The organism is Bilifractor sp. HCP3S3_D3, assembly GCF_052063915.1.
Taxonomy (GTDB): Bacteria; Bacillota; Clostridia; order Lachnospirales; family Lachnospiraceae; genus Bilifractor.
This window is the reverse complement of sequence record NZ_JBQHWP010000005.1, coordinates 60,207-81,892: the sequence shown is the minus strand read 5'-3', so window position 1 is coordinate 81,892 and position 21,686 is coordinate 60,207. Positions and strand designations below refer to the sequence as shown.

The 21,686-nt window shown below is 50.3% G+C and carries 17 protein-coding genes and 1 riboswitch; of the genes, 1 reads left to right on the top strand and 16 read right to left on the bottom strand.

Annotation, left to right across the window (positions count from 1 at the left end):
* Positions 1-109 precede the first annotated feature (109 nt).
* From ACTNDI_RS04360 to ACTNDI_RS04315, 10 genes are all read right to left on the bottom strand, one after another.
* The gene (locus ACTNDI_RS04360; protein ID WP_441099536.1) at positions 110-2,527 is read right to left on the bottom strand and encodes an alpha-galactosidase; all 2,418 of its coding nucleotides are present in this window, start codon (positions 2,525-2,527) and stop codon (positions 110-112) included.
* Positions 2,528-2,708: 181 nt separating this feature from the next.
* Entirely contained in the window at positions 2,709-4,085 is a 1,377-nt protein-coding gene (locus ACTNDI_RS04355; protein WP_441099535.1) for a glycoside-pentoside-hexuronide (GPH):cation symporter, read from the bottom strand.
* A gap of 20 nt (positions 4,086-4,105) precedes the next feature.
* Entirely contained in the window at positions 4,106-5,584 is a 1,479-nt protein-coding gene (locus ACTNDI_RS04350) for a DUF6937 domain-containing protein (RefSeq protein ID WP_441099534.1), read from the bottom strand.
* A 15-nt stretch (positions 5,585-5,599) separates the two neighbouring features.
* Entirely contained in the window at positions 5,600-6,292 is a 693-nt protein-coding gene (locus ACTNDI_RS04345; protein WP_441099533.1) for a TetR/AcrR family transcriptional regulator, read from the bottom strand.
* Positions 6,293-6,611: 319 nt separating this feature from the next.
* A complete protein-coding gene (locus tag ACTNDI_RS04340) occupies positions 6,612-7,709 on the bottom strand; it encodes a LacI family DNA-binding transcriptional regulator (protein WP_441099532.1) in 1,098 nt (365 codons plus the stop codon).
* A 302-nt stretch (positions 7,710-8,011) separates the two neighbouring features.
* Positions 8,012-8,818: an NAD-dependent protein deacylase gene (locus ACTNDI_RS04335; RefSeq protein ID WP_441099531.1), complete on the bottom strand. Its 807-nt coding sequence runs from the start codon at positions 8,816-8,818 to the stop codon at positions 8,012-8,014.
* A 259-nt stretch (positions 8,819-9,077) separates the two neighbouring features.
* Entirely contained in the window at positions 9,078-9,821 is a 744-nt protein-coding gene (locus tag ACTNDI_RS04330; RefSeq protein ID WP_441099530.1) for a PrsW family intramembrane metalloprotease, read from the bottom strand.
* Between the two features lie 90 nt (positions 9,822-9,911).
* Positions 9,912-10,184, bottom strand: a complete 273-nt coding sequence (locus ACTNDI_RS04325; protein ID WP_441099529.1) for a hypothetical protein — start codon at positions 10,182-10,184, stop codon at positions 9,912-9,914.
* A 184-nt stretch (positions 10,185-10,368) separates the two neighbouring features.
* Positions 10,369-11,745, bottom strand: a complete 1,377-nt coding sequence (locus tag ACTNDI_RS04320; RefSeq protein ID WP_441099528.1) for an alanine/glycine:cation symporter family protein — start codon at positions 11,743-11,745, stop codon at positions 10,369-10,371.
* A 228-nt stretch (positions 11,746-11,973) separates the two neighbouring features.
* A riboswitch (glycine riboswitch) is annotated at positions 11,974-12,073 on the bottom strand.
* A gap of 306 nt (positions 12,074-12,379) precedes the next feature.
* A complete protein-coding gene (locus ACTNDI_RS04315) occupies positions 12,380-12,655 on the bottom strand; it encodes a GNAT family N-acetyltransferase (RefSeq protein WP_441099527.1) in 276 nt (91 codons plus the stop codon).
* 328 nt (positions 12,656-12,983) lie between these two features.
* Between ACTNDI_RS04315 and ACTNDI_RS04310 the strand changes: the two genes are divergently transcribed.
* The gene (locus ACTNDI_RS04310; RefSeq protein ID WP_441099526.1) at positions 12,984-13,325 is read left to right on the top strand and encodes a helix-turn-helix domain-containing protein; all 342 of its coding nucleotides are present in this window, start codon (positions 12,984-12,986) and stop codon (positions 13,323-13,325) included.
* A 117-nt stretch (positions 13,326-13,442) separates the two neighbouring features.
* On the opposite strand, the gene ACTNDI_RS04305 is transcribed toward ACTNDI_RS04310, so the two are convergent.
* From ACTNDI_RS04305 to atpA, 6 genes are all read right to left on the bottom strand, one after another.
* On the bottom strand, positions 13,443-14,957 hold the full coding sequence (locus ACTNDI_RS04305; RefSeq protein ID WP_441099525.1) for a sodium-dependent transporter: 1,515 nt from the start codon (positions 14,955-14,957) through the stop codon (positions 13,443-13,445).
* A complete protein-coding gene (gene malQ / locus ACTNDI_RS04300; protein ID WP_441099524.1) occupies positions 14,944-16,680 on the bottom strand; it encodes a 4-alpha-glucanotransferase in 1,737 nt (578 codons plus the stop codon). The genes ACTNDI_RS04305 and malQ overlap by 14 nt, the downstream gene beginning before the upstream one ends.
* Before the next feature lie 213 nt (positions 16,681-16,893).
* Positions 16,894-17,310, bottom strand: a complete 417-nt coding sequence (atpC, locus tag ACTNDI_RS04295) for an ATP synthase F1 subunit epsilon (RefSeq protein WP_441099523.1) — start codon at positions 17,308-17,310, stop codon at positions 16,894-16,896.
* A 90-nt stretch (positions 17,311-17,400) separates the two neighbouring features.
* Positions 17,401-18,789 carry a F0F1 ATP synthase subunit beta gene (gene atpD, locus ACTNDI_RS04290; protein ID WP_441099522.1) on the bottom strand — a complete coding sequence of 463 codons (1,389 nt, stop codon included), beginning with the start codon at positions 18,787-18,789 and terminating at the stop codon, positions 17,401-17,403.
* A gap of 59 nt (positions 18,790-18,848) precedes the next feature.
* Complete coding sequence (gene atpG, locus ACTNDI_RS04285) at positions 18,849-19,838, bottom strand: ATP synthase F1 subunit gamma (protein WP_441099521.1); 990 nt, start codon at positions 19,836-19,838, stop codon at positions 18,849-18,851.
* Between the two features lie 29 nt (positions 19,839-19,867).
* Positions 19,868-21,682 carry a F0F1 ATP synthase subunit alpha gene (gene atpA, locus ACTNDI_RS04280; RefSeq protein WP_441099520.1) on the bottom strand — a complete coding sequence of 605 codons (1,815 nt, stop codon included), beginning with the start codon at positions 21,680-21,682 and terminating at the stop codon, positions 19,868-19,870.
* Between the last annotated feature and the right edge of the window lie 4 nt (positions 21,683-21,686).

Below are 21,686 nucleotides of genomic sequence, written 5' to 3'. Positions count from 1 at the left end.
CACATGTATATGCATCTTCTGCCTGAAACATTGATTCTCGTCTTCCTTCCGGTCACATATATCGACTTTATTCTTAATTGCCACAGATTGTATTTATTTCCGTTTCCGATTATCTGGACGTTTGTTCCTCTTCCATGAAATACATTCTGGAGTTAAAGTCGGCAAAATATCTTGTATTCTCGTTGTATCCGGTTCCGCAGTAGGCGCCCTGAAGCTTCACACCGGCCTTCATCAGTACGGCGCCGTTCGTCTCGATCTCCTCCTGCTCACCGGGCATGGTGACAAATCGGGCGATCATGTTCTGAAGAACCGATCCCTGACGCACGTGCACCGGTGCCGCAGTATTGATCAGATCTCCGAAATCCCGGATATCATGGCGTTTCGCGATATTGTAGAAATGATACCGGCTTCTTTCGTTCAGTCCTCTCGCGCGATACATTTCAAACGGATGATTTGCCTCCGTCAGCTTCTGAAACATCATGCCGACGCCCCGTTTCCGGTCTGCAGAAACGACCGTCCACTCAACGATATTGTCAAACCGTCCGCGGTAAAAATCACCGAACTGAAAGACTTCGCGCCATTCCTTATAAAGCGCGATCTGTTTCCGGATTTCATCCAGTTCCTTCTTCCCCAGGTCATTCAGGTTGAGCTCATATCCGAGTGTACCGAAGGCGGCGACGTTGAACCTGGTGTCGAGCGGAGTCTCGCGCAGTGTCTGATGATTCGGACTTGCGGAAACATGTGCAGTCATCACGGAAGCCGGATATCCATAGCTGTAGCCCTGCTGAATTCTCGTCCGCATGACTGGATCCGTGTCGTCGCTCGCCCAGATCTGCGGGAAGTAACAGAGTGCGCCGAGATCAAACCGGCATCCTCCCGCGGCACATCCCTCGAAGAGAATCTCCGGGAATTTCTCCGTGAGAGCCTTTGCCAGACGGTAAAATCCACAGATATACCGGTGAGCGGTCTCTCCCTGACGCTCCGGCGGAAGAGCGGGTGAATAGACGTCAGACATGATGCGGTTCATGTCCCACTTCACATAGGATATCTTGCCGGAAGAGAATACCTCGCTCATCTTTGCGATCAGATAATCGACCACCTCCGGATTCGCCAGGTCAAGAACCATCTGATTTCTCCCCTCCGAATGCGGCTTTCCCGGTATCTGCATCGCCCAGTCCGGATGTGCCTCGTAGAGCCGGCTCCTGCGGCTGATCATCTCCGGCTCCACCCAGATTCCGAACCGAAGCCCGAGCTCCTCCATTTTTTCCGATATCTGCTTCAGGCCTCCCGGAAGCTTGGATCTGTTCACGTCCCAGTCTCCAAGAGAGCAGTCATCTCCGTTCCTTTCTCCAAACCAGCCGTCATCCATGACAAAAAGCTCGATTCCGACGTCCTTGCCAGCCTTTGCCAGACGAAGCAGACGATTCTCATTGATCTTGAAGTAGGAAGCCTCCCAGCTGTTCAAAAGGACCGGTCTCGCCCTATGCTTCCAAACTCCGCGGCTGATATGTTCGCGGACAAAATGATGCATGGAAAGGCTCATACCTGTGTATCCCTCGTCCGAACAGGTCATCACCGCCTCAGGCGCCTCGAACTCATCTCCCGGTGAGAGGATGAACGAAAAATTCTGCGGATTGATTCCCGACACAAACCGGGTCTTTCCAAAGGAGTTTACTTCCGCCGCTTCATAATGATTGCCGCTGTAAATCAGATTCAGCCCGTAGCACAAACCCGAGGATTCCGTCGTGTCTTCTCTGTGCAGCATCACAAACGGGTTGCTGCGGTTGGAAGAAGAACCGGCATTGGAAGAATTCACGATTTTTCCGGAGACAACCGGCACGTCTGACCGGTACATTTCCCTCGCCCATGCGCCATGGAAAGTGCTCATGATATATCCGCTGTCCTCAAAATCAAGCTGCATGCTCATCAGACGATTCAGAACCACTGCCTCATCGCTGTCGTTAACGATCCGGCTCGATCTCGTGATAACATCACAGTCTTCAAATACATAGTAATGAAGCTCAAGACGCAGATCGTATGACGCATCCTTCAGCGTAAGAATCAGATGGGAATAACGCCTGCCGCAGAAATTCTCCGTACACTTCTGCTCCTGCCCCTCCCGGCTTCCGAACAATGAGCCCGGAAGCGTGTGAAATTCCGGTTTTTCGTCGGTAATCCTCGCTTCCTCAAACAGAAAGTCCGAAGTCACGCTTCCGTCGGCATGCGTGATCTCCAGAAACGGTTCCCGGATATCTCCCTTCCCGAGAGATGACATCTCCAGACGCAGATCCTCCAGGGTGAGATCCATATGCTCCTGATCGTAAGAGATCATATTGCCTGCCGGAAATGCCCTTTTCTCTTCCAGACATTTCGCATCCTGCAGCAGCTCCTCATCTGTCTTCTCTGAAAAATCCCCCAGTGAGGGGCCGTAATACAGATGTTCCAGGTGTCCGCTGGGCAGGGCCTGAAAAACATAAGTTGTCTTTAGTGTTCCGAGCATGAATACGTTCTTTATCTTTCTGATCATCAGCATTTCCTCTCATAAATATACAGACAGGTGCAGGGTCTTTTATCTATTATTATCTATGATCTCAGCATATCCTTCAATGTAATTATGTTGCAAAACGATGTAAAAAAAGACCACCGCCGCACATTCTTATTCGTGCAGGCGGCAGCCCTTTTGTTCCGCTTTTCTGAACGAAACACAGCTATCTTAAATTTTCCTGCTTCTGTTTGCGGAGCGTGCTCATCACCTCCGCCATTTTTTTGTCACTCAGCCTGTAGAAGCCCCGGAACAGCAAAAAGGCAACGACAAGAAGAAGTGCCGATGGAACCGTCATCCACAGCCGGAGCCCTCCGAGGGTCGCTGCGCTCTGCGCGGCTGCCTCCGTGTCAAGTCCGATCCACTCAATGGCCAGCCCTGAAATAAATGCCGCAATACCCGATGCCAGCTTCACCGTGAAGGTCTGCATAGAGAAAATTACGGATTCCTCCCGTTTTCCATTTTTCGCCTCACCGTAGTCTACGGCGTCTGACAGGAAGATGGTCAGCATTACATTCAGCACACCGTAAGATGCATAGACCAGAATGCCCGGAACAAGCAGAACAATCCATGACCCTTTATAAATCCCGCTGAACGCAAAGGCAAGCAGTATCAGGAAGCCGGCGATCTGAAGCACAATCGTAACGGAAAAGAGTTTCAGTTTTTCCATCTTTCTGCGGAAAACCGGAACAAGCATCATGAAAATCACCTGTGCGAGAAAACATCCGGCCGTGAATATACTGTATACATCGGTGTTTCCAAGGTCGAACTGGAAGAAATACAGGATCAGATTTCCAACGATATCGAGTGCCAGATAGACCAGAATCACCGCCGCTACGACACAGAGCGCCTGGTCGTTGCGGAAGAGGGATCCAAACATTTCGCCAATCGAAGCAGATTTCATCTCCTCCGGTTTTTTCTCCGGAACATTTTTCACAAATACGATCTCTGATACCAGAAATACCACTGCGATAATGAGTGCCCAATAGCGGAAGCCGATCCGGTATCCCGCAAGCGCCGTCGTCCCGGACAGCACCGGCACCACGATCATTGTGAGAACGGTAGGAATCGCGTCACCGATTCCTGAGCTTGATCTCGCAAGGGAAGAAAGCTGCTCCCTGTCCTTACCCGGCTCTGTGATCGCCGGAATCATGGACCAGAAAGGAATATCCATCAGTGTGTATGTGACGCCCCAGGCGAGGTAAATCAGCGTCAGCCAGATCTTCATCGAGCCCGGCTTCATGCTGTCCGGCACTGCGAAAAGCGCATAGACGGTCAGCGCGTTCAGTACCGTTCCGGACAGAATCCAGGGGCGGAAACGCCCCCATCTCGTTCTCGTCTTTGCAACCACGATTCCCATGATCGGATCGTTCAGCGCGTCAAAGATTCTGGCGCCCATAAGAACCGCTCCGATGAACGCACTGCTGATCCCGAGCACAACATTGTAATAGTAGAGCAGATAGCTGTTCACCAGCATATATACGATATCCTTGCCAAAAGCGCCGAAGCAGAATGCCGCTTTGTTACGTATCGTCAGTTTCATTTCAAACCCCCATTTCTTTTTCAAATTCCACGCTTCAGATTCACAGCCGTTCTGACTGCCCGGTACGCGCCGTCATAGATCCCCGTCTTCTTATTCGCGATGATATTCGTGCACATATCCTTCAGAAGCACATCATCCTCCAGGAAAAGATCTGTCATCTGAAGAATATGCGGAAGATCCCGGCATTCGAGTGTTCCGTCTCCGATCTCCGCAGAGTGGATGGCGCCCCATTTTTCATGTCCCCCGATTCTGCGGATGAACAGCTTCGGCACCGGATAGAAGGAGAGCTCGCTCGGCTTTGTGACCAGAACATCACAGCTTCTCATCAGAAGGTTGGTACAGTACACCGCCTCAAAAATATTTTCATGCCAGAAAGCGTGGACACCCCCGATCGCATCATCCGAAAGAGCTGTCGACGCAAATTTCTCTGTTTCCTTCCAGTTGTTGAAATGTTCCTCCGAGACCTGCGCGAGCCCGCTCACTTCGCCACACAGCTCCTCCCATACATTCCGGTAGTCTCCGACATTGATAAAAAGCGCCGCCTTCTTCTTTCGGATCACCGGAAGCAGGTGCCGGATGATTCCGGCAAAAATCTCCTTCTGGGCGCCCGCTCCTCCGATTGTCAAAAGGAACCTCATCGGCCTGCCATCGTCCTTTCTGCGGATTCTTGCGGCGCAGTCCTCTTCAATATTCCGTACAAGCTCATCATCCACATAATGTCCGGTGTAGATCAGTGATTCCGGCGGCATGGGATGGAGCACCCGGTTCCCGTCCATACCATTCAAAATCCGGTATCCCTGATATGCCTGATGTGTCTGTATCGTGTGAACGCTGCCCTCCGCCAGATGAAGCGCCATGGGCCAGTTGTCCGGTATGGCATTTACGACATATTTCATGCCTGCGTGAACCGCTGCCTGCGCCGGCCACACATGTGTACCGATCACCGGGATCTCTTTCGGAATATTCCGGAACACCGCCGCCATGATTTCAGCATTTTTCTGATCGGAGGCATTGTAGGAAAGCTTCCGGAAGCCCTCATAATTCAGCGGCTCCCAGATGACCTTATTGAACAGCCTGCTCTTCTGGGACAGCCTGGAGCCCATGGAATACAGGTCGTTCTGCGCACGGATCACCTTTGTGCAGGCTGTCTGCGGATACGAATTCAGATCCATCCAGTATGGCTTGTATCCCATCGCATGCGCGCAGGAAGCCATCGCCATAGAAATCCTGTAGTGTCCGAATCCCATCCGGATATTGCCGACGATGATTCCCTTTCCGGTGTCAAATTCCTCCTCTCCTGCAAGATCGTCCTCCGGCAGACAGATGTCGCTCACGCCGAGCGACTCACCGATGTAACGATTTTTCCGGATAATGGTACGATAAGACGCATTTGCGTCATCTCCATACTTTCTGGCGTACCTTTTCCCGGAAGCTTCCGCTTTCCGATAGTCCCGCTCACGTATCCGGTTTCCAAATATTTCTCTTGATTTGTCTTCCATGACTGCCTCCTCCGATTACGGATCGCGGATCACAATTCCCTTTACCAGAATATCCACGACCTCCTGCAGCGCCGCGTGATAAGTTAACCCGTTCTCAATCAGAATATCTCTTTCAAAAAACTGCTCCAGTGTTGCCTCCATCATTGTCTGAAAAACCGGTATAGAAAATCTCCGGATTCTTCCCTGCCGCATGCCCTCTTTCAAAAGCTCCACAGTCGATTCCCATCCGCTTTCCAGCCGCTCCTTCAGATGCCGGTAAACAGACGGATACTTGTCACGCAAATCATAAAGCTGACGAAAATCCACATTCTGATAACGATCCGGCATGACACCGAGAATCTTCCTCACCCTGTTGACAATGTCCATCTCCCGGTCTTCATACACCTTCTGCTCATCTTCCTTGATCGAATCAAAGATGTAATCCACCATCTCATAAAGCAGATGCTTTTTGTCCGGAAAATAGACGTAAAGGGTTTTCTTGCTGCGATGCAGCTCCTTCGCGAGATCATCCATCGTAAACTTCATTCCCTTCCGGTTAAAAAGCCGCAGCGTTGTCTCCAGAATGTCTTCCCGAATATCCTGATCGGCGCAATTCTCTTCTGACAAAACATCATCCGAAGCTGCAGCATCTGTACTCATCGGTTTCGTCTGCTCTGTCTGCTCTGTCTGCTCTGTCCGCTCTGTCTGTTCCGTCTGAAAATCAATCACGTCCGGGACCTCCATATCTTCGACAAGATGTCGGAAACTAGATTATCTGTTTCAGTTTCCATGGGCTCATTTTACCACTTTACCCGCAAAAAAATAAGAAACTATTTATACAAAAATAGTTTCCTATATTTGTGCGAGTTGCATGCTCCCACAGATGCATTTATTTTGTTTAACGAGATAAAACACGCTGCGCGAGTTTTATCTCGCTATCGCGACGCTCGCCGCACACGAATACTTCGCATTCAGCTGCGGCTCACTGTTCGCGTAAATACCAGCAGACGCTCCTTCCTTACGGCGGGGCGCCTGCTCATTCAGGGAATTAATTTCTGTAACGGATATCCCGGACGGTCTCGCCCACCAGAAGCCTTCCCTTCACTCCGATCTCTTCAATAATGCTTGATTTGCGGTTAACCACCATTTCAATCAGCTTCTGCGCCGCAAGCCTTCCGATGCCCTCCGCATCCTGACGATATGTGGTGAGGGCCGGCTCCATGATCTGCCCGACGTCGATTCCGTCGTAACCCACGGCGCTCACATCCTGCGGGATCCGGTATCCGAGCTCACGCAGCACTCTCCGTCCTCCAATATAAGAAAAATCATCTGAAAACATGATGGCTGTCGGCTTATTCCTGCTGTTCATGATCTCCTTCACAATTTCGTTGTTAAATTTCGGGTCGTTGTATCTCCCGTCATGAACCGAGACTTCATCCTCGTCGACTCCAGACTCCTTCAGTGCCCGGTAAAAACCCGCCAGCCGTTTCTGTGTGACAAGCGTATCTTCTCCGTGAATAAAGGCAATCTTTCTGTGCCCATGGTCGATGAGATACTTCGTAAGCTCATAACCGCCTTCTTCATTATCTGACATCACGCAGCTGTGATTCTTCACCTGATAATCAATAGTGATAAATGGGATCTCGCTTCTCACCAGCTGAATGATCCCCGGCGCGTGAAAATTCACATTTGCGATGAGAATACCGTCGCACTTCCGGTAGCGCACATGCTGAAGAAAGGAGTCCCCGACCATCTTCTGGCTGATGAACGTGATATCATAGCCCAGACGCTCCAGTTCCTTCTTTGCGCTGTTCAGAATCACTGAAAAAAAAGGATGCATGAGTCCGGACGATGTATCATCCTCAAAAACCACACCGATATTATGCGAAATATTCGTCCGAAGCAAAATGGCAGAGGGATCCGGGTGATAATCCATTTCCTCCGCGATTCGGCGGATTCTCCGGGATGTCTCCATGGAAACATCCTTGTAACCGTTCAGCGCCTTACTGACCGTAGCGACGGATACCCCGCACTTCTTTGCGATATCCCGGATCGTCACCGGCCGCTTCGTCGCCGCATCGTCCCTCTCTTCTGTAATATCGGCATTCCCCTGCTGTCCATCTGATGAATACGTTCTGTCTGCCATCTTCTGTACCTGTTCTTTCTGATCCTGTCCCGATGAACCTGAAGTTTCAAGTGAATCCTGTGATTCACACCCTTAAACGTCTGCTGTGATTCACACTCTTACACGTCTGCTGTGATTCTTTCCCACTCCATACCAGCTTTGCAGCGTTCCTGATGCTGTGTAATCACTTACACGACTGGTTTACTTTTTCCATTCCATACCCTTATTATATAGAATATTTTGGAAAAAGCCACATGAATCAGAAATTTTTATCAGATTTTTCTTATGTTTGTCATAAAATCTGCTATAAACAGACGATACAATCAATTTCCGCAGTGACTCAGAACCTTTCCAATACTGTCATGAAAGACCAGATCCGCGTCCCCGTCGCGCACTGTCCTGTCGCGATTGATCAGAACGAGGTATCTGCCGCTGAAATAGTCCAGAAGTGAGGCTGCCGGATATACACTCAGGGAGGTGCCTCCCACAATCATCATGTCCGCCTCCCGGCAGGCTCGCTCCGCATTTCTCCACGCATCCTCCGGCAGCATTTCCCCGTACAGGGTTACATCCGGCCTTACGATCCCCGTGCAGCCCGGCTCGGTGCATCTCGGGACCGGTTCCTTGCTTCGGAAGATGTAATCCGACGGGTATCGCTTATGACACCGATCACAGTAATTTCGAAGTGTTGAGCCGTGAATCTCATACACCTTTTTGCTTCCCGCCTTCTGATGAAGCCCGTCAATGTTCTGCGTGATCACACAGTCAAGTTTCCCCTCCTGCTCCATTTCCGCCAGTTTTCTGTGCGCCGCATTCGGCTCGATCCCTTCGACATTCATCTTCTGCCTGTAAAATTCGTAAAAAACCTCCGGATGCTGATACAGACAATCGCAGCTCAGAAGGTATTCCGGTGTGTAGCTGTCAAATTTCACATCGTGCTGATTATACAGACCATCCTTGCTTCGGAAATCCGGGATTCCGCTCTCGGTCGACACACCCGCGCCGCCGAAAAATACAATGTGCCGGCTTGCGCGGATCATCTCATTGAGCGCGTCATACTTCTGCTCCTCACGAAGTCCCGACAGATAACGGACCCGGTCGGATCTTTTCTCATATTTATCGATATACATATCCACACCCCTTTCTGTAGTGTTAATGATTTTCCTTAGGCTTCAATATCTGATGTCTCTGAAAACGCATTCTATCTGTAAAACGCATCCCGTCTGTGAAAATGCATCCTGTCTGGGAAAACGCAGCCTGCCTGGGAAAACGCATCCTGCCTGGGAAAATGCATCCTGCCTGTGAAAATGCATCCTGTCTGGGAAAACGCATCCTGCCTGGGAAAATGCATCCTATCTGTGAAACGCCGCGCAGTGAATCTGCCCGCTGTCAAAAAAATCTGCGGTGATAATATACGTTCTCGTCACGGGACGACTCTCTGCGTACCAGCAGGAAGCACACCAGATAAATCACGACGACCACAATGCCAAAGACAAGCGTCGAAGCTCCCGTTCCGAGCATCGCGCAGGTATCATAGATGCCATGAAGAAAAACGGCCAGAATGTACCCGGTCACGATGCACAGAACCTGACGGATATGATGTCCCTCCGCCTGCTGAATCTTCGCTCTGCCGTAAAAAATTCCAAACAGAACACCAAAGCTCATATGCCCCGGAATTGCCAGAACCGATCTCCCGACCAAAACACCCGGTCCATACCCCATTTCGTAGATAATATTCTCCATCGCGGCAAAACCCAGCGACGCAAAAACCGAATAGACAATTCCGTCAAATCTGTAGTTAAATGCCGGGTTTTTCCAGGTAACCGCCGCCATCAGGGCATATTTTGTGCCTTCCTCGACAACGGCGACGACCAGAAACGCCATGACCGCAGTGTACGCTATTCCTGACGGATTCAGAGAGGACCGGTCCAGGAAATAGCTGCCGATTCTCTCCAGAAGCATCGACAGAAAGGCAGCAACAATGCCCATGAAGATCAGACGGATCAGAAGCCCGACCGGTTCTTTCTCTACCCTGTCCTGCCGGTACACATAGATCAGAAGAATCAGAGCAGGCAGGACCGCGAGAAAAAGATACAAAAAGAAAACGTACATTGCTGGAAGCAGCAGAAACATAAAAAGCCCCCTTTCAAATGGTATTTTCTATTATTATACCATCCGTCCGGGGGATTTCCATATTCAACTATTTGTGAGGCGCCCGCCCTTTCAGTAGCGATACCCGTCGAGTGTTGTCGTGGTCTGTCTGTCATGATGCTCTGCGTTCTCAATCAGCAGATTCAACTCAACCTCCGTGCCGATAAAATCCTGCACATCGCACTCATAGATGGAATTCTCTGTTCTCATCATGAAAAGGCCGTCATCGTAAGCCATGGAAATCACCGGTGAAGTATGAATAAACGTCCCGTCATCATACTTCCGGCTGCCGCTTACACTGCCAACCAGATCCTTTTGTATCATCTTCCAGCTTCTCAGTCTCATACATATTCCCCTTAAATCATACTCCCTGAATCTCACCAAAAACTTTATAACATTATTCTACACCAATTTCATGACAAAAGTGTGAACCTCTTCGAAAATGCAGACAAGCTGCCTGCCGCGAAGCGAGTGAGGGACTGGATGCGATTCCAAGGGCAACAGGTATGAGCACAGCGCTGAACTTTTCTTACAGATCTTTATGTGTGAGCATCGTTCCGTGTGCCATCTTCGCAACCGCCCCGGAAAGCGCAATCAGCGCGATCAGGTTCGGCAGCGCCATCAGCCCGTTAAACAAATCCGACAGATTCCACACCAGCTCTACCTTCAGGACTGACCCGATCAGGATGAAGATAACGACAATGACAGCGAAGGGCTTCACAGCCTTTGAGCCTATCATGTACCTGATGTTCTGCTGCGCGAAGAAGAACCAGCCGATGATCGTTGAGAACGCGAAGAAAAACAGACAAATTGCCACAAACTTCGAGCCGAACTCTCCGAATCCCGTACTGAACGCAGCCTGTGCAACCGGTGTACCGGTGATATCACCCGCGTACGGAATGGAATTGCCAAGAACACCGGATGAAAGAATAACCAGCGCGGTCATGGTAAGTACGACAAAGGTATCGATGAACACACCTACCATAGCGACTTCGCCCTGATCCTGAGGTTTATCAACCTGTGCCTGCGCATGCGCGTGAGGAGTGGAGCCCATACCTGCCTCATTGGAGAACAGTCCGCGGGCTACACCAAGCCTCAGCGCCTGACGAACTGTGATTCCGGCACCGGCTCCGACAACAGCCTGCGGTGTAAAGGCTCCGACAAAGATCGATCCGAGCGCCGGCAGCAGATTTCTGTGGTTGATAATCAGAACAATCAGGCCGCCGACAAGGTAAAGCGCCGCCATGATCGGAACAATCTTTTCCGTAAAGGACGCAATACGGCTGATTCCGCCGATAAAAATAAATCCAGCTATCACGGCGATGATAATACCCATGATCAGCTTATTGGCACCGAAGGCAGTGTGAAATGCGTCGCTGATGGAGTTGGACTGCACCATATTGCCCATGATGCCGAGCGCAAGGATGATCATGATCGCGAAGAACGATGCGAGGAACTTTCCAAAACCGTTCTTGAATGCCTTACGGATATAATAAACCGGACCTCCGATGATATTGCCCTGATCATCACGGGATCTCGTAACCTGAGCGAGGCAGGCCTCTCCGTAGATCGTTGCCATTCCGAAGAATGCCGCAAGCCACATCCAGAAAATTGCTCCGGGGCCGCCTCCGACAAGTGCCGTCGCACATCCGGCAATATTGCCCGTTCCAACCTGTGCCGCGATTGCCGTCGCAAGTGCCTGGAATGAACTCATGCCATCCTTCCCGGCCTTTTCGCCATGCAGAGAGAAGTTGCCAAAGACACGGTTCCATGCTCTTCCAAAATGACGGACCTGAACAAATCTTGTCCGGAACGAGAAATAGATTCCCGTACCCACAAGCACGAACAGAAGGAGAAACCACACCTTATCATCAATAAGTGCCACAATACTGTTGAGAGCGTCCATTTCAAATCTCCTTTAAGATTAATCTCTTTACCTGCGTATCTGTATCAGAAATAAGGAGACTCCCGGGCAGCACTCATGGCGAAGAAAAAGCCCCAACCACCAGCCGGTACGACCGGCAATGTGAATTGGAGCACTTTTTGCTGAAAAAACTGCCTGGCTGCGGCTTTCATCATCCGATGCGCGGCGACGCACAGATGACGGTATCTGAAAATACAGCCCGGCCGGTTCATCAACAACTCTGTCCTTTTGCCTGAGAGATTCCATATCTGCTTTGCGCAGATACTTTGCACCTTCGGCACCCTTGAAGGGTTTCTCCAGAGTCCACTCCGTTTTTAGTCTTCGTCCACACGACACCTGAGAGTTTTACTCCTTCGGCAGGTCCTCTGACACAGTCTATACTAAAAGAATTCCTGTGCCGGATTCCGCTTTTCCTAAAAACATCTACGTAAGTATTAAATTTGAGTAAACTATAACATGGATATCCGATACCGTCAACAAACCGGTTTATGATTTTTTAAGATTTATCGCGGCCGGTTTATCCGGGCAGTTTTTCCCGGATCATTTAATCCCGGGCGTTTTTTCCCGGATCATTTCATCCCGGGCGGTTTTCCCCGGATCATTTTATCCTGACCGGTCAGACTACAAGATCCGCGTACTCCGGTCTCTGCATTCTTTTCTTTGCGTACGAACAGAGCGGAAGAATTTTCACCCCGATCTTTCTCGCGTTCTGCGCCACCTCATCGACAAGCTTCCCCGCGATCCCATTCCCATTATACAAAGGGTCTACCTCTGTGTGTTCAATCACCCAGCGGTTGTCAGATCGTGTGAACGTGCACTCACCCACCTCGTGATCTCCTTCATATGCCGCCGCACGATTTCTGTAGTTTTCAAATCTGATGGTAAGTTCCATGACTGTCTCCCTTCTTATAAAATAAAAATGCAAATTCTTTGTTTATTCTTCTCTTAAAGATAAACATCCTGCCCCATGATGCACTCTCTTTTCCAACGCTTTTAAAAAAAAGGGTTCTAAAGAGCGCATTTTTTCAATATTATATGAAAATAGTATATTTATTTATCCCTACAACGGTGGTAGAATTAGGTGGTCATTGAATTGTTCGTCAGTTTTTTACATATGGGCAATATTTTATATTTAATACCAGGAAAAGCATTGTATATTTCAAATATATAATGTTTGCCCAAGACATATGCAGCATCCATCATTTACGGAGGAACTTTTTATGAGTAAGGAAACCGAAAATGCTTTTGACTTTGAAGACCTGGGTCGGAAAGTTAAAGAGCTTCGGATTAAAAACGGTCTGACACAAAACCAGGTTGCCTCTGAACTTCACGTAACCCCGGGATACATCAGCAACGTTGAAAACAACCGGACGGCGATGTCCCTTCGCGTATTATCCTACTACGCAAAACTGACCGGAATCACACTGGATTCTCTTGTCGGGAAGATCGAACCCGAATATCGCACCACAGCTCTCGATAACGAACTTCTATCCATTATTTCAAGATATTCCGACGAAAAGAAGCAGAAAATTCTGGACATTCTTAGAATCATTGACCGATAAGACTGACCGAACCGTTGACTCAGAAAAAGCAGTTGCCTGCCTGGCGGCTGCTTTTTCTGTTTTTTCTGTGTCTGATGACCATAGAAGCCGGCGCAACGGAAATCAGCTGTGACCGTTTCAGCCGGCAGTCTTCTTTCTTGAAAACGCGCAGAAGAAAATAAAGAGCAGAAACAGGACGGCGACGCACATCCATCCGGTCAGCACAGCGGTTCCCATCGGCGAGAACATGTCGTAATATCCCTTCAGGTAGATGACGATGATGATCACAGGCACAATAAAGGTGATATATGTTCTGAGTTTTTTCGGGAATTTTCTCCCCTCTCCCGCGTCTGCCTCCTGAATGAAATGATCCCATCCCCATCCGCTTTTCCGGGTGCAGAAAAGCACAAAGGCCAGACTGCCCAGCGGCAGAAGATTATTGGAGACGATGAAATCCTCAAGGTCCAGAATATGTGTTCCCTCGCCGAGCGGCTGAAAGGATGACCATATATTGTAGCCGAATACACACGGCAGGCTGAGAAGCACGACAAGGACAGCGCTGATGATGACGCTCTTCTTTCTCGTCCAGCCGAACAGATCCATATCAAAGGCAATAATATTCTCAAATACCGCAATAACCGTGGTCAGCGCCGCAAACGACAGGAAAACGAAGAAAAGCGCACCCCAAATTCTTCCTCCCGGCATCTGGCTGAACAGATTCGGTATGGTGAGGAAGATGAGACTTGGTCCGGCATCCGGCTCGATCCCATAGGCAAAGCATGCCGGTATGATAATGAATCCCGCCATCAGCGCGACAAAGGTGTCCAGCGCCGTGATCGTGACTGCTTCTCCCGTCAGGCTTCTGTCCTTATTCAGGTAGGAACCGAAGATCAGCATGGCTCCGATTCCGATGGACAAGGTGAAGAACGCCTGACTCATTGCAGCGAAGATGACGTTTCCGACACCGCGCTCCGCCATGTTCCGGAAATCCGGCACGAGGTAGAAGGCGATTCCCTTCGCCGCACCCTTCAGGAATATCGAGTGGACAGCAAGCACTACCATCAGAACCATCAGGCAGGTCATCATGACCTTTGTCACCCGCTCCACCCCGTTTTGAATTCCAAAATAACAGATCACAAAACCGATAAGACACACCAGAATTGTCCAGAAAGCCATGCCAGGCGCGTTGGAAAGCATCGCGGCATAATCGGATTTTATTCTGGCACTGTCCGCGCCGGCAAATGTACCCGTGACATGAAGATAGCAGTAATAAAGCATCCATCCGGCAACGGTTGTATAATACATCATCAGCATATAGCTTCCGATGATACTGATGTATTTCAGCCAGTGGAACCTCGATCCTTTCTGCTCAAGTGTCTCAAAACATCTCGCCGCGCTCTTCCGGCTCGCACGTCCGACCGAAAATTCACAGATCATGACTGGAATTCCGAGGATTAGGAGAAATACCAGATAAATCAGGATAAAAGCTGCTCCGCCGTACTGCCCGCAGAGATAGGGGAATTTCCATACATTTCCGATTCCGATTGCACAGCCTGCAGAAACCAGGATGAAGCCGATTCTGGAGCCGAATTTTTCCCTGTCGGATTTGCTGCTTACATTTGACATACCGTCAATCCCTCTACTTTCTATCATTCTGTCCGTCTGTAATCTTCGGCTCGGTCTTTGGCAGCCGTCCGTAGATCCTTGCGAGGTTGTGGATGCTGACCGCCAGAGCGTCTGACAGATAATTCGGCGCGAGCCTCCACTGCCAGTTGGTTCCCTGCGAGCCGGGTGTATTGATCCTGGCCTCACTTCCCTTCACGAGATAATCCTGAAGCGGAACAATACAGGTGTCTGCCGGCGATCGATATGCCTCGCGGATAAAATCCCACACAAATGCTCCGTAATCGGTATTCTCCGAATGAATAAACTGTCTGGCAAAATCCCGGTCATGATCCGGCGCATGTTCCACCCAGTCCAGAATCGTCGTGTTGTCGTGTGTGCCAGTGTAGACGACGCAGTGGAACGGATGATGGTAGGTCAGATACCAGCTCGACTCTGATCCGTCAAATGCGTACTGAAGGACCTTCATCCCCGGATAGCCGCTGTCCTTCAGAAGCTGTTCATTCTCCGGGGTAATCGTACCAAGATCCTCGGCTATCAGCGGTACCTCTCCGAGAGCCTTCTTCATCTCCCGGAAAAAGCTCATGCCCGGTCCCTTCTTCATGATGCCATTTTCAGCCGTCTCATCTCCGTAAGGGATTTCGTAGTAATTCGAAAAGCCATGAAAATGATCAATCCGCAGGATGTCAAACAGCTCCATATTCGCCCGGATCCTGCGGATCCACCAGGAATAGTGGTCCTTTCGGCCTCTCTCCCAGTCGTATACAGGATTTCCCCACAGCTGGCCTGTCACGGAAAAAGCATCCGGCGGGCATCCCGCAATATATTCCGGTTTCAGATCGCGGTCAAACCGGAATACCTCCGGATGGGCCCACGCATCCGCACTGTCCATCGAAACATAGAACGGGACATCCCCGATAAATTCTATTCCTTGTTTCCGGGCATAACGGTGAAGCCGCTCCCATTGTGTAAAGAACTCGAACTGAACAAAACGGAAGAAAGAGATCTCATCCTGAAGCTCCTTTTTCGCCCGGCTGAGTGTGTCCGCCCTGCGCTCCTTGTAACCGTCGTCCCATTCCAGCCAGCTCTTTCCCTCGAACTTTTCCTTGAGCGCACAGTACAGACAGTAATCGTCCAGCCAGTACGATTCTCTCTCACAGAATTCGGTATACTTTTCATACAGGCTCTTCTCAGGGAGTACCGTATTCTCTGATTTCATATCCACCGCTGAGGCTGCTGCATCCGCAGCTCCTTCTGTCGCAGGTCCTGCTGGATCCGTGATGTTCTCCGCCGCTGCTCCCGCAGTGCCGGCCGACATAACCGTATAAGCTGCAGCCGTTTTGTTCTGAACGTCTTTGATTTCTTCCGTCCGTTTTTTTGAGTCGAGAAGACGCTCACAGAAGGCCGGATACGCCATCCGAAGTGCCCTGCCCCGGTTTGTATAAAGTGCGCCGTAATCAACACGCTCCTGATTCTGTCCAAAATCCAGACAGCGTACATCAGCTTCTCTCAGAAGCCCATCCTCGATCAAAGCTCTCAGATCTACATAATTCTGATTTCCCGCAAACGCTGAAACCGGCTGATAAGGTGAATCTCCGAAGCCGGTCGGGCCCAGCGGCAGCACCTGCCAGTAGCTCTGCCCGGACTTTTTCAGAAAATCCACAAATTCATATGCCTCCCTCGAGAAACAACCGATTCCGAATTCAGACGGTACCGAAAATACAGGAAACAAAATACCACATTGACGCTTCATACCCTACTCCTTCCCCGTTCACATATTGTTTTATTATAATATAAAGACAGGGCAGGTGTACACCTGCGGGACCATTTTTGTTCATTTTTCCGAAAAAATCATAATCATGAAAATACCCCCTGCAAAGCGTTTCCGCTCCTGCAGGGGATATGCGATATCTTATATCTGTTTTGTTTCCCGGTGCCGCACCGGTCTCCCGTCGCGATTCCATGATCAGTTGATATACTTGTCCTTAAATTTCAGACGTGAAAGAGCACGCGCCATGGAAGCCTGTGTCATCTTATATTCACGCAGACTCTGCTTCTGACGCAGACGCTCCTTCGCCCGCTCCAGCGCCTCCTCGGCACGCCGCTTGTCGACCTCATCCGGGGACTCGCAGGTGTCAACCAGGATCGTTGCGCGGTTATTTGCGAAAATCATGGAGCCGTTACCGCAGACAGCCGTTACCTTATTGCCGTCTGCCGTCGTAAAATCAATCTCCCCGGGCACGATCGCAAGCATAATCTGCGAATGGTGCGCAAGGAAACCTTCCCTCCCGTCAATGGTGGGAACCTTCAGACTTGTAACGTAACCGCCGTAAAAGGCCTTATCCGATGCGATGACTCTGAGATAATATTTGGCTTCTGCCATATTACACCTCAATCTTATTCCTGACGCATCAGCGGAGCGGGCGCGGAACTTCCGCCTCCCTCTGCCTGCTGATGCATGTGCCGGATTCTCTTATGCTTCCTTCTTTGCATGCTCCGCGACATCCTCGATGCCGCCGCAGTTGAAGAACGCATTCTCCGGATAATCGTCCATTTCTCCGTTCAGGATTGCCTGGAAGCCCTTGATGGTGTCCTCGAGAGGAACATACTTTCCGGGGATTCCGGTGAACTGCTCCGCTACGTGGAACGGCTGTGACAGGAAGTTTCTGATCTTACGGGCACGATATACGACGGTCTTGTCCTCATCAGAAAGCTCTTCCATACCAAGGATGGCGATGATATCCTGAAGCTCTTTGTACTTCTGCAGATACTGAAGCACGGACTGTGCAGTCTCGTAATGCTCCTTCCCGACAATATCCTCTTCCAGGATTCTGGAGGAAGACTCCAGCGGATCAACGGCAGGATAAATACCCTGCTCTACGATCTTTCGGGAAAGAACGGTCGTTGCATCCAGATGAGCAAAGGTTGTAGCAGGCGCTGGGTCTGTCAAGTCATCAGCAGGTACATATACTGCCTGCACAGATGTGATGGATCCGTTTGTCGTGGAAGCGATTCTCTCCTGAAGCTCACCCATTTCATTTGCCAGGGTCGGCTGATATCCTACAGCGGACGGCATACGTCCAAGCAGAGAAGATACCTCGGAACCGGCCTGTACGAAACGGAAGATGTTATCGATGAACAAAAGAACGTCTTTTTTCTGAACATCACGGAAATACTCGGCCATTGTAAGCCCCGTCTCCGCAACACGCATACGTGCCCCCGGGGGCTCGTTCATCTGTCCGAATACCAGGGCGGTATTCTTGATAACTCCGGACTCTGTCATCTCGCTCCAGAGGTCATTTCCTTCACGGGATCTTTCTCCGACACCGGTGAAGATCGAATAACCGCCGTGCTCCGTCGCGATGTTGCGGATCAGCTCCTGAATCAGGACGGTCTTACCTACTCCGGCACCTCCGAACAGTCCGACCTTACCACCCTTTGCGTAGGGCGCGATCAGGTCAATAACCTTGATTCCGGTCTCCAGGATCTCCTGTACCGGTTTCTGATCTGTAAATTTCGGTGGCTTTCTGTGAATCTCCCACTGTTCAGAATCTCTGAGCTGTTCGCCGCCGTCGATGGTATCGCCAAGCACATTGAACAGACGTCCCAGATTCTTCTCGCCGACCGGAACTTCGATTCCGGTTCCCAGTGAGATCACAGGCATATCTTTCTGTAAGCCTTCACTGGCAGAAAGCATGATACAGCGGACCATATCATCACCGATATGCTGCTGTACCTCCATGATTGCCTTCTCGCCATGGTTGTCAACCTGCAGCGCTGTCTTGATTTTCGGAAGAGGAAGATCCTCAAATGCGACATCGACAACAGGACCCATGACCTGGACAATTTTTCCGATTTGCATGTGTCATGTCCTTTCTATTGTGTCAACGCCCCTGCCCCTTAAGGCAGGGCGTTACAAGCTCAATGAAGCGCGCCGGCCTGGAAAGTATCGAGATCCTCTCCCTGCTGGTTTTCAAACTTCGGCATGTCTTTCTTCTTATGTTTCTTCTGCTGCAGCGCACGTGCCTTCGCGCCTGCGCAAACCTCCGTAATCTCCTGTGTGATCTGAGCCTGACGCTCCCGATTGTACTGAATGCTCAGCTCCTGGACCAGTTCGCTGCCGTTTTTATTGGCCGCGTCCATCGCCTGCATACGGGAGCTGTGCTCCGCACAGTAAGATTCCACAAGTGCACTGTATATATATCCGTTGATAAAGTCCGGGATGATGTTGTTCAGAAGAAGATCCGGCCCCGGTTCCATGTCGAAGGTCTCCTGATACACACCACTCAGTTTTGTCATATTCTGTTTGAAAAACTCCTCATTCAGACGGATCAACGGCAGAAGCTGCCGGATCTCCGTCTCGGTTTCCATGGAGTTCTTCATTCGGGTGTAAATGATATATACCTCATCAACTTCCTTGCGCTCGAACAGATCAAGCATCTGATATGCGATCGACCTTGCCCTGGAAAGAGTCGGTTTCTGGGCGGTATAGTGAAAGGCGCCGTCTACATTTACATTGTGATTTGCAAAATACTGACGGCCGACCTCTCCGACGACATATAGCATGTCATTGTTCGCGGGTCTCAGCTTCTCCTCTGTCAGCTTCAGTACATTATGGTTGTATGCACCTGCAAGTCCCTTATCTGCGGTCACACAGATAATCGCCCTGCGGAGATCGCTTTTGGAAGTGACCTCACGCTCATCCAGATACGGATGGCTGTAACCGTCCGGAAGGTGACGCAGCACCCGTCCGAACATGTCCTGCAGCGCATAAAAATACGGTTCGGTATTTGCCAGCGCTTTCCGCGCGTTATTCATTTTCGTAGAAGAAATCATATACATAGCGTTCGTAATCTTCAGTGTATTATTGACGCTATCAATTCTTTCCTTGATTTCACGTGTTGCTGACATATTTTTCCTTCTTCAATTTCCGGCTGAGCTTATGCGTTCTTTGTCTTATGCGCTTCCGCGTATTCCGCGCCAAACTCATCCGCTGCTGCCAGGATTCTCTCGGTAAGTTCATCCGGAAGCTGTCCCTTTTTGTTGATCTCCTCGACGATATCCGAATACTTATCGGCGAAGAACGCAAGCATCTCCTTCTGGTAAGCTTTCACATTCTTAACCGGAACATTGATCATCTTCTTATGCTCGGCAACGCAGAGAGTAATAACCTGATCTGCGGTTGAAAGCGGATGACCAAGAGGCTGCTTCAGCAGCTCCATCAGAACATTTCCCTGTTTCAGCTGATTCTGCGTTGCTTCATCCAGATCTGAACTGAACTGGGTGAACACCTGCATCTCACGGAACTGTGCCAGATCGATACGCAGGGAACCCGCAGCCTTCTTCATTGCCTTGGTCTGAGCTGCTCCTCCTACACGGGATACGGAAAGTCCGACGTTAACGGCCGGTCTCTGTCCCTCGAAGAACAGATCGGACTCCAGGAAAATCTGTCCGTCTGTGATGGAGATAACATTGGTCGGAATGTATGCGGATACATCGCCGTCCTGTGTCTCAATAATCGGCAGCGCGGTGATGGAACCTCCGCCCAGATTTTCTGACAGCCTTGAGGATCTCTCGAGAAGTCTGGAATGCAGATAGAATACATCACCCGGGTAAGCCTCACGTCCCGGAGATCTTCCGAGAAGCAGTGACAGCGTACGATATGCAACGGCATGCTTGCTCAGATCATCATAGATGATCAGAACATCCTTGCCTCTGTGCATGAAGTATTCGGCAATGGATGTCGCGGCATAAGGCGCGATGTACTGAAGCGGTGCCGGATCTGCAGCGGTGGATGCCACTACAATCGAATAGGACATCGCGTCATTTTTCTTCAGTGTGTTTACAATGCTGGCTACTGTAGATGCCTTCTGTCCGATTGCGACATAGACGCAGTAGCAGTCCTTCCCCTTCTGGTTCAGAACGGCATCCATCGCGATGGATGTCTTACCGGTCTGACGGTCACCGATGATCAGTTCTCGCTGTCCACGGCCGATAGGGAACATGGAGTCAATGGCAAGGATACCGGTCTCCAGAGGAACCGTAACCGGCTGACGGTCAATGATTCCAGGCGCCGGCTGTTCAATCGCGCGGTACTCGTCACCCTTTACCGGTGCACCGCCGTCAATGGGATTGCCCAGCGCGTCAATGACACGGCCGAGATATCCGTCGCCGCATGCAATACCTGCGCGCTTGCCGGTACCGGTCACACGGGTTCCCTCACCGATGCTGCCCTCGGCATCAAACAGAATCGCACCGATTCCGTCCTCACCGATATTCTGAACCATTCCTTTTACGCCGTTTTCAAAGACCAGAATCTCTCCGTACTGCACATGATCCAGACCTGTGATGGTTACAATTCCGTCGCCGGCCGTCAGAACATGACCGACTTCCGACTGTTTCGCTTCAAGATGGAACTGTTCCACGGCAGCACGCATGATCTCCATGATGCCTTCCTGGCTCTTTTCTCTCGCAGCTCTGGCTCTGGCATCATTGATCTGATTTTCGAACTGTCTCTCTCTTCCGCGGGTACTCCAGTCGTACTCATCGCTTCCGATGTCGAGAATGAAACCACCGTGTACATCCGGATCCTGAACGATCTCAAGATTTACCTGATCCGTGTCTTCAAGCTCATACTTGTTTTTCAGAAACTGAACGAATTTCTGTCTCTGCTCTTCGCTCGGCTCGGTTACACAGCGAAGAACCGCATGAAGCTTTCCGTTCTCGTCCAACTTTATTGTTTTGTTCTCACTCATAGTG